This is a genomic window from Streptomyces coeruleorubidus (assembly GCF_028885415.1).
GTDB classification, from domain to species: Bacteria; Actinomycetota; Actinomycetes; order Streptomycetales; family Streptomycetaceae; genus Streptomyces; species Streptomyces coeruleorubidus_A.
On the sequence record NZ_CP118527.1, the window covers coordinates 2,449,862 to 2,462,783 of the forward strand.

The window sequence follows — 12,922 nt, forward strand, 5'->3', positions numbered from 1 at the left end:
AAAGACACCCCGCGTCGGCGAGGATGGGCTCCATGACGAAGATCGAACCCCTCGGAGCGATGCGCGAACGCGTCACGGACGACCTGCGGCAGGAGATCATCGCGGGCAGCCTGCGCCCCGGCGACCGCCTGGTCGAACGCGAGCTGGCGGAGCGCTTCGGCGTCTCGCGCGTTCCGGTCCGGGAGGCGATCCGGGCGCTCGTCGCCGAGGGCTTCGTCCACTTCGAGACGCCCCGCCGCACGGTCGTACGCCGTCTCACCCCGAACGACGTCAAGGAGCTGTTCGAGCTGCGCGAGGCCTTGGAGGTCTACGCCGCCGGACTCGCCGCGTCGCGCGCGACACCGCAGGACCTGGCCGAGGTCCAGGAGCTCCTCGACCGGGCGGCCGCCGCCACCGAGGCCGGGGACGCCGAGCTGATCACGGACCTCAACAGCCGTCTGCACGACCGCATCGTGGCGATGGCCGGCAACAGCCTGCTGACCGAGGCCCTGGAACCGGTCGCCGGCCGGCTGCGCTGGATGACCCGGCGCAACGAGGAGTGGCCGCAGCTCCTCGTGGAACACCGCGAGCTCTACGAGGCGATCGCCTCGGGCGACCCGGACCGGGCCCGCGCGCACGCGCTCACGCATGTACGGACCAACTACCGCTCTACGGTGCGGCATCTGTTCGAGGAAGAGGGCCCCTAGTCCCCTTGGTGCTCTTGGTGCTCTTGGTGCTCTGGTGCTCTTGGTCCCCTTAGTGCCCTTGGCCCTCTCAGTCTCCTTCGGCCGTCGGCAGTTCCGCCGCCCGCGCGGCCGCCCTCAGGACGTCGCGCAGCATCGCCGGGGTGAGCCGGCCGGTGAAGGTGTTGCGCTGGCTGACATGGAAGCAGCCGAAGAGCTCCAGGCCGTCCAGGCGGACCCGGGCCCCGTGGCCGAAGGCGGGCCTTGGCCGGGGCACGGACCAGCCCGCCTCGGCGAACGCGGGCAGCGCGGCCTGCCAGCCGAAGGCGCCGAGCACGACCACGGCCCGCAATGTCGGACGCAGCAGCCGCAGCTCCTGCACGAGCCAGGGGCGGCAGGTGTCCCGCTCCTGCGGGGTGGGTTTGTTCGCGGGCGGGGCGCAGTGCACGGGCGAGGTGACGCGTACGCCGTACAGCTCCAGGCCGTCGTGGGCGTGCTCGGCGGTGGGCTGGGAGGCGAGGCCGACCTCGTACAGCGCCTCGTACAGGACGTCCCCCGAGCGGTCGCCGGTGAACATCCGGCCGGTGCGGTTGCCGCCGTGGGCGGCGGGGGCGAGTCCGACGATCAGCAGCCGGGCGTCCGCCGGCCCGAACCCGGGCACCGGCCGCCCCCAGTACGTCCAGTCCGTATAGGCGGCTCGCTTGGCCTGGGCCGCCTCCTCACGCCAGGAGACCAGCCGCGGACAGGCCCGGCAGTTCGTGATGCGCCGGTCGAGGAGAGGAAGACCGCTGGCGTCCATGACTCCACCGTAGGCGGCGGTGGGGCGGCCCCCTCACCGGGAGGCGGATGGCTCAGGACATGCCGGCACGTGAGCCCGGGGTGATGGTCGTGTCCGGCGCGGACCGTGTCTCGACTCGGCGTAGCCAGAGCAGGGCCCCGAACAACAGCACCGCACCGGTCAGCAGCCACGGCAGCGGGCCCGGCCGCAACGCGCCGACGACGAGGCCGGCGAGCGCGCCGACCAGTTGCAGGGCGAGGGACTGGACGGACAGGGCGGTGGCGCGGCCGGCGCTCGTAACGCGGCGGTGCAGCAGGTCGTTCTGGTTCGGGGACGCGGCGCCGATGCCGAGGTAGAGCAAGCAGAAGCCGACGACCGCGAGGGCCGTGGCGAGCGGGTGCGTGGTGGTCGCGATGAGACCGAGCAGCAGCATGCCGCCCGCACCCGTCACGAGACAGACCAGCACGGCCCGCTCGCCACTGCCCGCGATCCGGGCGGCGAGCGGCGCGAGGTGGCTGCCGACACCGTTGCAGACGAAGCCCGCGCAGGCGAGCGCGGCGTACACCATCGCTCCGGAGCCGGGCGCTCCGGTCAGCTCGACGGTGCGGCCCGGGATGAGCAGTTCGATGGCGGCCAGGGCACTGCCGACGGCCGCGGCGGTGAGCAGGACCCGCCGGACCAGCGCGTCATGTCCGCCCAGCCGCAGTCCGCCCAGGATGGTGACCGGGACGCCGCGCAGCACGGAACGCAGGGTGGCCTCAGGCCGCGGCGGCTCGCGCAGGACGGTCAGGACGTAGCAGACGAAGACGACCCTGAGCGCGGCTCCCAGCAGCACGGGAACGGACAGGGGCAGCACCGCCCCGGACGTCGCCTCGCTCAGCCGGGCCCCGAGATCGGACCCTGCGCCGAGCAGCCAGGGCAGGGCACCGCCGAGCAGGAGGCCGGCCGCGAGTGCGGCGGAGGTCGCGGAGCCGCCCCGGGCCAGGCCCGTCCGCAGCTCGGCGTCGGGGCCGGAATGCGCCTGGACCGTGTCGACGTACCAGGCCTCGGCGGTACCGCTGGCCAGGGCACGGGCCGCGCCCATGAGCACCATGCCGGCGGTGAGCACCCAGGCGGTGGTGCCGAGGCCCACCAGGGTGAAGGCGACCACGTTGAGCGCGCCGGCCATGGCCAGGACGGGCCGGCGCCCGAGGAAGTCGGAGAGCCCGCCCGTGGGCAGCTCCAGTACGGCCACGGTCAGCGAGTGGGCGGCGAAGAGGCCCGCCACCGCGGCGAGGGACATGCCGCGCTCGCCGAACAGCAGGACCATCGAGGCCATGCCGAGGCCCGGCGGCAGCCATAACAGCGCGCAGACGGTGACGTACCGACGGCGAGCGGTCCGTATCCCGGGCGCCTCCGGCGGCTCTCGCAGCTCTGTCATGAGGAGCTCTCGGCTTCCGTGTCCTCACGGTCGTGCGGGGCGAGCGGCAGCCCGGCGGTGAGGAGCATGACGTGCTCGGCGCGCGGGTCCTGCGCGTCCCGCGCGGTCAGTTCCTCCAGCTTCCGGGCAATGGTTTCCCAGAGCTCGGTGAGCGACTCGGCCGTCAGCCGGGGCATGAGGTCGCTGATCCCGGAGGGCTCCACCCACTCCTGGCCGAACCGCCCGGCGGCCATGTCCGCCTCGTGCCGGGCGAGGGACGTCTCCAGGTGCTCCAGCTGCCGCCGCCGCGCCAGGCTGACGAAGGCACGGCCCGCCTCGGAGGCCTCCATCGCCTCGTTGCTCCAGGACGTCAGAGTGTGCAGCGCCCGCCAGCGCCGCTCCCGCCCGTCACGGTGCTCGGCCTCGGCGATGAACGCGTACTTCGCCAGCACGCGCAGGTGGTAACTGGTCGAAGCCGACGACTCCCCCGTCCGCGCGGCGAGCTCACTGGCCGTGGCGGGCCCGTCCTGCCGCAGCAGCCCGAGCAACTGGATGCGCAGGGGGTGGGTGAGGGCCTTCAGGGCGTGCGTGTCGTGCTCGGGGTCGAGTACGCGCTTGTGCTCGTCGCTGTCCATGCGGGCAGGGTAGGCGGCTGCCGACATTCACCAAAAGACTTTTTGCAAAACTTGTTTGGCGGACCTGCATGAGGGACGATTCCTTGCCCGGACGGCCCGAAATCAGGTGACTCGAAGGACTAAGGTCGGGGACATGGCTTCCGAAGGCGCGGAGAACGACGGGACGGGCGACACGAAGGCCGTGGACCCGAAGGTCGCGGCGGCGATCGCCGCCGCCGAGGCGGCCGGGCCGCAGAGCGGCGAGACCGTCCGAGTCGACAGCTGGATCTGGGCCGTTCGCCTCGTCAAGACCCGTTCCCTGGGCGCCACCGCATGCCGGGGTGGACACGTCCGCGTCAACGGCGAGCGTGTGAAGCCCGCCCACGCCGTACGCGTCGGCGATGAGGTGCGCCTGCGGCACGAGGGGCGGGAGCGGGTCGTCATCGTCAAAAGGCTGATCCGCAAGCGGGTCGGCGCCCCCGTGGCCGCCCAGTGCTACATCGACAACTCCCCGCCGCCCCCGCCCCGCGAGGCCGTCGCCCCGGCCGGAATCCGCGACCGCGGCGCGGGCCGCCCGACGAAGCGGGACCGCCGCGAACTGGAACGCCTACGCGGCCTGGCCGGTCCCGGCCCGGGCCCCGTACCCGGCCCGGGCCCCGGCGGAGGACTGGGCCCCGGCGGAGGACTGGGCAAACCGAGGCCGTGAGCAGCGCCCGCGACACGGTCACGCCCGGACCCGCAGCAGGCGCAGCAGCTCCGCGTTGTGCCCCCGCCGCGCCCAGGCGATGAGGCCGAGCGGCACGATCAGGATGAGCGGCGTCGCCGCGTACTGCCCGTCGAAGACGGCGATCTGAACGACGAACGCGCCCACCATCAGCGCGCCCAGCGCCATCGCCGCCACCGACTGGAGCACCGGGATCAACAGGGCGACCGCTCCGGCCAGTTCGAGCGCACCGATGGTGTACATCCCCGCGCTGCCCCAGCCGAGCTCATCGAACGACTCGGCAGCCGACGAGTGCGCGATGAGCTTGGGCAGCGCGCCCGCGATCCCGTAGAAGAGGGCGAGCAGTACCTGGAGACCGCGTAGCGCGATCCGGGCACGCCGCCCGCGAGCGGTCGCGGACTCGGCGACGACGACACCGGCCGGGGCGGAGGGGGCGGCGGTGACGGGAGCGGTGGTCTCGGACATGGAGTTCTCCTGTGGGAAGCGGTCCGTGGTGGCGTCGCAGGGGTAGACCGCCCCTCGCCCTCGAACTCATCGCCCCCGGCGGATTTTCACCCCGACCTGCTCCGGCCCGCACTCGTCACGGGCAGAGCCGCCGGAGTCTTTCCGATGGGTATGGAGTCGTCCTGCTCACCTCCTGGATCGTTCGGTAGAAGTCCGTCATCACGGCCGCGACCGGCGCGTTGCGGGTGAGGATCTTCGCCGTCCCGGGTGGCACCCCGGCCGACTGTTGTCCTTCGGCCCATGCCCGTATCAGTGCTCCGCGTATCTCCCAGTCCGCGCCGTGCAGGGCGGTGACGAGCCAGTTCACGAGGTAACTGGCCGTGTAACAGCGGTCGTAGCCGGCGTGCCGGTCGTAGAAGTCGCTCTCGGTGGGCGAGAGGTCGAAGCGGGTGGCCAGGGCGAGGCCGTAGTCGGCGAAGTACAGGCGCCGGCCGTCGGTCAGGACATTCTCGAAGTGGGCGTCGAAATGGAGCAGCCCCCGGCTGTTCATGAAGGACGTGCCGATCCGCAGTTCCTTCTCCACCTGTGAGCAGGCCCGGTCGAGAGCCTCGCCGCCCGTTCGTACCTGCGCCGTGAGCCACGCGTGCAACGTCTGGGGGACGTACTCCAGGAACAGCGCGACGCTCGCCGAGGACTGCCGCAGTGCCTCGATACGGCGCCGCACTTCCGCGCTCCCTCCCCAGTAGGCCACGGCCCGTTCCACATCGGCCAGTTCCTCGACAAGGGTGGGCGCCTCGTCCGGCAGCACACGCCAGTGGTACATCAGTGGAAAGCCGTGATACTGCCCGGAGAGCACCCAGTTCGTCGTCATCGCGTGGACGGCGACCTCACGCCACGCGCCGAACCCGGGCCCGCCGACGCCGTACTGGCAGAAGGTGGGGAGCCCGAACACGTTGGCCGTGGACCGGAGGTGTTCCGGCCGCCGCTCCAGGTCCGTCAGGGGCACCCGCTTCACGAAGACCGGCGTGCCGGCCACGTCCATCCGGGCCGACTTCCCACCGATGCCCGTCCCCAACGGCACGGCCGCGTCCACCAGTTCGCGCAGCTCGGCGTCCCCGCACGACGCCAGGGACGTCGAAACCGTGTCGTAGCCGGTCAGTCGCCCGGCCTCCCCCACCCCGTACCCCTCACGCACCTCGGCCGCCCAGACCGCCGGGCACCGCCCTCACCCAGGTCCGGTCCTCCGTCAGGTACTGGTCCACCCTCAGGCCCGTCTCCCCCAGCGCCTCCTCGAACTGTTCCTCGGTCAGCGGTCGTGCCCGGAACGTCTGGGTCCATGCCGCGTCCGGGAACTCGTACTCCGCGCGCACCGAGTTGACCCCGTCGCCGACCGGCTCCGACGACACGATCCGCACGGTGAAGCCGCTGGGGTCCACCCGCTCGCGCGGCACGTTCGTGTGGTAATCCTCGCCCTCCCGCTGGATGAGCACGGAGCCGCCCCCCGCGACATGCCGCACGCACGTGCGCAGCAGGCCCCGCCGCACCTCGGCGTCCCCGGCGTGCACGAGGAACGACGCGAGCAGCACCACGTCGAACTTCTCACCCAGGTCCAGGTCCTCGATCGGACTGCATATCGTCCGCGCCCCGCGTACCCGCTCCAGCATCTCGGCGGACTCGTCCACCGCCGTGACCCTGAACCCGCGCTCCAGCAGCGCGTGGGTCATGCGCCCGACGCCGCTGCCCAGCTCCAGGATGCGCGCGCCCGCCGGCACCGCTGCCGCGATGACGTCCGGTTCGTCCCTCACGGGCAACCGCGAGTAGAGCTCCACCGCGCAGCCGTCCGGGGTGATGGCCCCGGGCCCCGTCCCCTCGTACCCCTCACGCATTTTCAGCTCCATGTCCGCCCAACGGACCGCACCCGCACGCCCGTTCCCGCCCCGGCTGCCTTCACCCGACCGAGTGAACGGGCCACCGGCTTCCGTGAGCCGAGGGCCACGGGCGCCGGGACCACGGGCGCCGAGGGCCACGGGCGCCTACAGCGGAACCCAGACGCCTACAGCGGGAACCAGCCGTGCCCCACGTACCAGTGACCGCCCGCCCGCAGGTGATCCCCCACCACCCGCTCCACCGACGTCCGCCTCGGCAGGCTCGCCACCGGCAGGTCCGGGTCGCCGAAGACGAACCGGACGGGCTCGGTGTCCGCCGGTTCCGGCTCTTCGCCGGGGTCACGACCGGCCTCGAAGCGTTCCTGGAAGCGGACGATGTTGGAGTCCGGGTCGAGGTACCGCTTCAACTGCGGGTCGAGCAGCCAGGAATGACACACCGCGACCTGGTACCGCTCCTGCGGAAAGTGGCGGGCGAAGAACTCCCGCGCCAGTTCCAGGGAACGGTCGCAGGCCGCCGGGGACAGCGGCCCGTGGAAGTCCGGGATGTGCAGGTTCAGACAGGGCTCCCCCGGCGTCACGTCCAGCCCGGCCGCCGCCACCGCCCGCCCCGTCCGCTGCCCGAGGCGCGCCCGCTCGAACTGAAGCCGCCCCAACTGGTACAGCTCACCTCGGAAGTGGTGCGTGAGCCACTGGGGGACCTTCACCCCTCCCCTGCCGTGCTGCCGTCGATGGTGCGCCATGTTCCGCCCGAGGTCGGCGAGCGTGCGGCGGCTGACGTCGGAGGTGACACCCCGCTCCTGGTGATATGCGCGCGTGTACGGCAGCGCCGCGACGAACACGTACACGGCGAAGTACGGCCCCAGCGCCGCCGGGGCCTCCTCGACGCGCTCAGCGAGCGGTACCGCGACCCCGATCTCCCCGATGTCCCGCACCAGGTCTTCGACGCACTCCTCCAGGAACCTCATGGCCCCGGTGTCCGCAGTGAGCGCCCGCCGTAGAGCGACCAGGTCGTTGATGTCCTCGTGCGGCACCGCGAGGTCGAGCAGGACCTCGGGGAACGCGTCGGCGTCCGGCAGCATGCACGGCCCCCTCTGTCTGCCTTGGTGAACTCTCGCCACGAAGGGTACGTTGCAAGCAGGAGTGGTGATCGAGCGATGCGTACAGGCAGTGAACCGAAGACTGCGCGCAGTGCCCTGCGGGCGCGCTTCTGGTTGAGCGTGTGGGGGCTTGTCTGGGCACTCTTCGGCACGGTCGCTTTCACGCTCGCCGGGCGGACCGGCTGGGCCATCGCCTGTGGCGCGCTGCTGCTGGTCGTCACGATCGACCTCGTCGTCGTCCTCAGGCACATCCGCCAGGGCCCGCACTACCAGCCGGGCCCCGACATCCCGCCCTACCGTCCACCGGACGATCACCCCTGAGACGGACGATCACCCCCTGAGGCGGACGGATCAACCCTGAGGCGGACAGGGACGGCCGCTCACGAGTCGAAGCGCGCCGCCTTCACAAACCGCGGGTTCGGGTCCAGCGCGGCGGCCAGACGGAAGTGGCGCTTGGCCTGGTCGGGGCGGTTCTGCCGCTCATACGTGCGGGCGAGCGCGAAGTGCGCGAACGCGTTGTCCGGCTCGCGTTCCAGGACGATCGAGAACTCGAGCTCCGCCGGCCTCAGCTGCGCCGCCGCGAAGAAGGCACGCGCCCGCAGCAGCCGCGCGGCCGTGTTCTCCGGGTGCGCGGCGATGACTCCGTCGAGCAGCTTCACCGCGCCCCGCGGGTCCCGCGCCGCGAGCAGCTGCTCGGCGGCACGGAAGTCGATGACGTGCGTCTCCGGGGTACGTCCGGTCGAACCGCTGGTCTCGGGCACGGCAGAGTCCTTCCCTCACTGCGAGGGTTCAACGCCCCCGCGAGATGCCGCTATTCCTGAGGGGACGGCCGGGACACGTTCGACCTGCGTTCCAGCTCGGCCCACACGTCCTTCACGCGGCGCTCCAGGTCCTCCAGCGGGACGTCGTTGTCGATGACGATGTCCGCGATCTCCCGGCGCTGCTCGCGTGTCGCCTGGGCGGCCATCCGCGCGCGGGCGTCCTCCTCGGTCATGCCGCGCAGCCGTACGAGCCGGTCGAGCTGGGTCTTTGGGCTCGCGTCGACGACGATCACGACGTCGTACATCGGCGCCAGGCCGTTCTCCGTGAGGAGCGGGACGTCGTGCACGACGACCGCGTCCTCGGCGGCGGCCTCTTCGAGTTCGCGGGAGCGGGCGCCCACGAGGGGGTGCACGATCGAGTTGAGCGTGGCGAGCTTCGCCTGGTCGGCGAAGACGATGGAGCCGAGCCTGGGCCGGTCCAGGCCGCCGTCGGCCGCGAGCACCTCCTCGCCGAAGGCCTCCACGACCGCGGCGAGCCCCGGGGTCCCGGGTGCGACGACCTCCCGCGCGATGCGGTCCGCGTCGATCAGCACGGCACCGCACTCGACGAGCAGCCGTGACACCTCACTCTTGCCGGCACCGATACCGCCGGTCAGGCCCACCTTCAGCATGAGCCGAGCCTAGACGCTCCGCTCGGGGATGCCAGGTAGAGGGTGCGGGCCGGTGGGGGCTGGTCGCGCAGTTCCCCGCACCCCTGTCGGGGCGCGACCCCACCCGTCAGCTGTCGCCTTCTCTCTCCGCCAGGAACTTCTCGAACTCCCGGCCGATCTCGTCCGCCGACGGGATGTCCACCGGCTCGGCGAGCATGTTGCCCCGGGTCTCGGCGCCCGCGACGGCGTCGTACTGGTGCTCCAGGCCCTCGACGAGCGCGGTGAGGTCCTCGTCGCCCTCGCGGATCTGCCGGTCTATCTCCGTCTGCGTACGGTGGGCGTCCGAGCGCAGGGCGTGGGCGATGCCGGGCAGCACCAGTCCGGTCGCCGCCGTGATGGCCTCCAGGACCGTCAGGGCCGCGTCCGGGTACGGGGAGCGGGCGATGTAGTGCGGGACGTGGGCGGCGACGCCCAAAACATCGTGCCCGGCCTGGAGCAGGCGGTACTCGACCAGGGACTCGGCGCTGCCGGGCACCTGCGCCTCCTCGAACGGGCTGCGGTGGCCCGGGACGAGGTCGGTGCGGTTGCCGTGCGGGGTCAGGCCGACGGGCCGGGTGTGCGGGACGCCCATGGGGATGCCGTGGAAGTTCACCGAAAGACGGACGCCGAGCCGCTCCACGATCTGCTTCACGGCCGCGGCGAAGCGCTCCCACTCCACGTCCGGCTCGGGGCCGGACAGCAGCAGGAACGGCGCTCCGGTGGCGTCCTGCACCAGCCGCACCTCGATGGCGGGCTCTTCGTAGTCGCTCCAGCGGTCGCGCTTGAACGTCAGCAGCGGGCGGCGGGCGCGGTAGTCCACGAGCCGGTCGTGGTCGAAGCGGGCGACGACCTGGTGGGGCAGCGAGTCGAGCAGCCGGTCGACGATCTGGTCGCCCGTCTCGCCCGCGTCGATGTATCCGTCGAAGTGGTAGAGCATGACAAGTCCGGCCGACTCCTGGGCCAACGCCATGTCGACGACGGCCAGGCCCTTCGGCTCCCATGCGTACAAACCCTGCGGATCAAGCACAGTGACCGCTCCTCCTCGTGTCCGTACTGCACAACGCCCTTGCGGGCGTGGGCATTCCCGGAGAAGGAGTACATGATCTTTTCGTGGCCGACTCCGTGGACAGCGCTGAGGGGCCGCACCCCGAAAGGTACGGCCCCTCAGCCAGGAGCTACTGCTCAGCGGGCGTCAGCTCTGTCCGCCGGCCAGCTTCTCGCGAAGCGCGGCCAGCGCCTCGTCCGAGGCCAGCGCGCCGGAGTTGTCCGGGCCCTCGGAGGAGTACGAACCGCCACCGCCGGACGCGGCCGGAGCGGCGACCTCGCCACCCTCGGCGGCAGCCTTCTCGTCCGCCTCGCGGGACTTGATGACCTGCGCCTGGTGCTGCTCGAAGCGCTGCTGCGCCTCGGCGTACTGGGTCTCCCAGGCCTCGCGCTGGGTCTCGTAGCCCTCGAGCCAGTCGTTGGTCTCGGGGTCGAAGCCCTCGGGGTAGATGTAGTTGCCCTGGTCGTCGTACGACGCAGCCATGCCGTACAGGGTCGGGTCGAACTCGACCGACGCCGGGTCGGCACCGAAGGCCTCGTTGGCCTGCTTCAGCGAGAGGCTGATGCGACGGCGCTCGAGGTCGATGTCGATGACCTTGACGAAGATCTCGTCGTTGACCTGGACGACCTGCTCCGGGATCTCCACGTGGCGCTCGGCCAGCTCGGAGATGTGGACCAGACCCTCGATGCCCTCGTCCACGCGGACGAACGCACCGAACGGAACCAGCTTCGTGACCTTGCCGGGCACGACCTGGCCGATCTGGTGGGTGCGGGCGAACTGCTGCCACGGGTCTTCCTGGGTCGCCTTCAGCGACAGGGAGACGCGCTCGCGGTCCATGTCGACGTCGAGGACCTCGACGGTGACCTCCTGGCCGACCTCGACAACCTCGGAGGGGTGGTCGATGTGCTTCCAGGACAGCTCGGAGACGTGGACCAGGCCGTCGACGCCACCCAGGTCCACGAAGGCACCGAAGTTGACGATCGAGGAGACGACGCCGGAACGGACCTGACCCTTCTGGAGGGTCGTGAGGAACGTCTGGCGGACCTCGGACTGGGTCTGCTCCAGCCAGGCACGGCGGGACAGGACCACGTTGTTGCGGTTCTTGTCCAGCTCGATGATCTTGGCCTCGAGCTCCTTGCCCACGTAGGGCTGGAGGTCACGGACGCGGCGCATCTCGACCAGGGAGGCCGGGAGGAAGCCACGGAGGCCGATGTCGAGGATGAGACCACCCTTGACGACCTCGATGACGGTACCGGTGACGATCCCGTCCTCTTCCTTGATCTTCTCGATGGTGCCCCAGGCACGCTCGTACTGGGCGCGCTTCTTCGAGAGGATCAGGCGGCCTTCCTTGTCCTCCTTCTGGAGAACAAGGGCCTCGATCTCGTCACCGACGGCGACGACCTCGTTGGGGTCGACGTCGTGCTTGATCGAGAGCTCGCGGCTCGGGATCACACCTTCGGTCTTGTAACCGATGTCGAGCAGGACCTCGTCCCGGTCGACCTTCACGATGACGCCGTCGACGATGTCGCCGTCGTTGAAGTACTTGATCGTCTCGTCGATCGCGGCGAGGAAGGCTTCCTCGTTACCGATGTCGTTGACCGCTACCTGCGGGGTGGTGGCGGTGGTCTCGGTGCTGCTCGTCATGTGGGAAAGGGCTCCGGTACGGACATTGAAGTCGTAGGTACTGCTACGCCGGGAGCCCGTTTCGCTCTGCAGAAGCCGGACAGCCAAGGAAGCGCCACACGAAATTGGTGGCGCCTCGACAACCGAGGGGACATACATACAGATGCGAGCGCAGCCTGCTACGTCTGAGGTGCGCAGGCCCGCAGCGCAACTTGTAGCATACGGGGGCAGCCGGGCAGGGTCAATGCGCGAAGCCGCCCACCCGGGGCGGAACACCGCATACCCGGCACAAGTCGTGTCGTCCGAGGCCACGCAGGGCGTGTGACGCCCCCTTCGGGACACCTCCGGGACCGGCTGGACGGAAGAGTACGACGAGGGAGCAGATCATCCAAGAGCCCGAAGCGTCCGAACCGGAGGCGACCCGGCGTGACGCAGATGTCACGGAGAGCTCCCGGGCCAACCGGGGCTGGTGGGACCGCAACGCGGACGAGTACCAGACCGAGCACGGCACCTTCCTCGGCGACGACCGTTTCGTGTGGGGCCCCGAGGGTCTGGACGAGGTGGAGGCCGAGCTGCTCGGCCCGCCGGAGGAGCTGAAGGGCAAGGACGTCCTGGAGATCGGCGCGGGCGCGGCGCAGTGCTCGCGCTGGCTGGCCGGCCAGGGTGCCCGCCCGGTGGCCCTGGACATCTCGCACCGGCAGTTGCAGCACGCGCTGCGCATCGGCGGACCGTTCCCCCTGGTGTGCGCCGACGCCGGGGCGCTGCCCTTCGCGGACGGCTCGTTCGACCTGGCCTGCTCGGCGTACGGGGCACTGCCCTTCGTCGCCGATCCGCGCCTGGTGCTGCGGGAGGTGCGCCGGGTGCTGCGGCCCGGGGGCCGTCTGGTCTTCTCGGTGACGCACCCGATCCGCTGGGCCTTCCCGGACGAGCCGGGGCCGCAGGGGCTGTCGGTGTCGGGTTCGTACTTCGACCGCACGCCCTACGTCGAGCAGGACGAGGAGGGCCGCGCGGTCTACGTCGAGCACCACCGCACGCTCGGCGACCGCGTCCGGGACGTGGTGGCCTCGGGCTTCCGGCTGGTGGATCTGGTGGAGCCGGAGTGGCCGGCCTGGAACACCTCCGAGTGGGGCGGCTGGTCGCCGCTGCGCGGGAACCTGATCCCGGGGACGGCGATCTTCGTGTGCGTACGGGACTGAGTGC

Annotated in this window: 15 protein-coding genes; 4 read left to right on the plus strand and 11 right to left on the minus strand. The window is 71.1% G+C overall.

Annotation, left to right across the window (positions count from 1 at the left end; all coding sequences use genetic code 11):
- Positions 1 to 23: 23 nt before the first annotated feature.
- Positions 24 to 686 carry a GntR family transcriptional regulator gene (locus PV963_RS11460; RefSeq protein WP_274815537.1) on the plus strand — a complete coding sequence of 221 codons (663 nt, stop codon included), beginning with the start codon at positions 24 to 26 and terminating at the stop codon, positions 684 to 686.
- A gap of 67 nt (positions 687 to 753) precedes the next feature.
- On the opposite strand, the gene PV963_RS11465 is transcribed toward PV963_RS11460, so the two are convergent.
- From PV963_RS11465 to PV963_RS11475, 3 genes are read right to left on the minus strand one after another with little or no spacing between them, the layout of a single operon-like run.
- Positions 754 to 1,461, minus strand: a complete 708-nt coding sequence (locus PV963_RS11465; RefSeq protein WP_274815538.1) for a uracil-DNA glycosylase — start codon at positions 1,459 to 1,461, stop codon at positions 754 to 756.
- Positions 1,462 to 1,513: 52 nt separating this feature from the next.
- On the minus strand, positions 1,514 to 2,860 hold the full coding sequence (locus tag PV963_RS11470; RefSeq protein ID WP_274815539.1) for an MFS transporter: 1,347 nt from the start codon (positions 2,858 to 2,860) through the stop codon (positions 1,514 to 1,516).
- Positions 2,857 to 3,474, minus strand: a complete 618-nt coding sequence (locus PV963_RS11475; RefSeq protein WP_274815540.1) for a helix-turn-helix domain-containing protein — start codon at positions 3,472 to 3,474, stop codon at positions 2,857 to 2,859. Before PV963_RS11475 ends, PV963_RS11470 begins: the two co-directional genes overlap by 4 nt.
- Positions 3,475 to 3,607: 133 nt before the next feature.
- Here PV963_RS11475 and PV963_RS11480 point away from each other — a divergent pair, with 133 nt between their 5' ends.
- Positions 3,608 to 4,159 (plus strand): RNA-binding S4 domain-containing protein, encoded by a 552-nt coding sequence (locus tag PV963_RS11480; protein WP_274815541.1) that lies wholly within the window; start codon positions 3,608 to 3,610, stop codon positions 4,157 to 4,159.
- An 18-nt stretch (positions 4,160 to 4,177) separates the two neighbouring features.
- Here the strand turns inward: PV963_RS11480 and PV963_RS11485 are convergent, their stop codons facing one another.
- From PV963_RS11485 to PV963_RS11500, 4 genes are all read right to left on the minus strand, one after another.
- Positions 4,178 to 4,642 carry a DoxX family protein gene (locus tag PV963_RS11485; protein ID WP_274815542.1) on the minus strand — a complete coding sequence of 155 codons (465 nt, stop codon included), beginning with the start codon at positions 4,640 to 4,642 and terminating at the stop codon, positions 4,178 to 4,180.
- 115 nt (positions 4,643 to 4,757) lie between these two features.
- Complete coding sequence (locus tag PV963_RS11490) at positions 4,758 to 5,798, minus strand: protein kinase family protein (RefSeq protein WP_274815543.1); 1,041 nt, start codon at positions 5,796 to 5,798, stop codon at positions 4,758 to 4,760.
- A gap of 10 nt (positions 5,799 to 5,808) precedes the next feature.
- Positions 5,809 to 6,507 (minus strand): class I SAM-dependent methyltransferase, encoded by a 699-nt coding sequence (locus tag PV963_RS11495; protein ID WP_274815544.1) that lies wholly within the window; start codon positions 6,505 to 6,507, stop codon positions 5,809 to 5,811.
- Positions 6,508 to 6,674: 167 nt separating this feature from the next.
- Positions 6,675 to 7,586, minus strand: a complete 912-nt coding sequence (locus tag PV963_RS11500) for an acyltransferase domain-containing protein (protein ID WP_274815545.1) — start codon at positions 7,584 to 7,586, stop codon at positions 6,675 to 6,677.
- Between the two features lie 75 nt (positions 7,587 to 7,661).
- Here PV963_RS11500 and PV963_RS11505 point away from each other — a divergent pair, with 75 nt between their 5' ends.
- On the plus strand, positions 7,662 to 7,925 hold the full coding sequence (locus PV963_RS11505; protein WP_274815546.1) for a DUF6343 family protein: 264 nt from the start codon (positions 7,662 to 7,664) through the stop codon (positions 7,923 to 7,925).
- A gap of 59 nt (positions 7,926 to 7,984) precedes the next feature.
- Here the strand turns inward: PV963_RS11505 and PV963_RS11510 are convergent, their stop codons facing one another.
- The 4 genes from PV963_RS11510 to rpsA all read right to left on the minus strand — a co-directional run bounded on the left by PV963_RS11510 (position 7,985) and on the right by rpsA (position 11,743).
- Positions 7,985 to 8,365: a tetratricopeptide repeat protein gene (locus PV963_RS11510; protein ID WP_274815547.1), complete on the minus strand. Its 381-nt coding sequence runs from the start codon at positions 8,363 to 8,365 to the stop codon at positions 7,985 to 7,987.
- Between the two features lie 50 nt (positions 8,366 to 8,415).
- Complete coding sequence (gene coaE, locus PV963_RS11515; RefSeq protein ID WP_274815548.1) at positions 8,416 to 9,036, minus strand: dephospho-CoA kinase; 621 nt, start codon at positions 9,034 to 9,036, stop codon at positions 8,416 to 8,418.
- Between the two features lie 106 nt (positions 9,037 to 9,142).
- Positions 9,143 to 10,081 (minus strand): PAC2 family protein, encoded by a 939-nt coding sequence (locus PV963_RS11520; RefSeq protein WP_274815549.1) that lies wholly within the window; start codon positions 10,079 to 10,081, stop codon positions 9,143 to 9,145.
- A gap of 165 nt (positions 10,082 to 10,246) precedes the next feature.
- On the minus strand, positions 10,247 to 11,743 hold the full coding sequence (gene rpsA, locus PV963_RS11525) for a 30S ribosomal protein S1 (RefSeq protein ID WP_274815550.1): 1,497 nt from the start codon (positions 11,741 to 11,743) through the stop codon (positions 10,247 to 10,249).
- 365 nt (positions 11,744 to 12,108) lie between these two features.
- Here rpsA and PV963_RS11530 point away from each other — a divergent pair, with 365 nt between their 5' ends.
- Positions 12,109 to 12,918, plus strand: a complete 810-nt coding sequence (locus PV963_RS11530; protein WP_274821999.1) for a class I SAM-dependent methyltransferase — start codon at positions 12,109 to 12,111, stop codon at positions 12,916 to 12,918.
- Positions 12,919 to 12,922 lie beyond the last annotated feature (4 nt).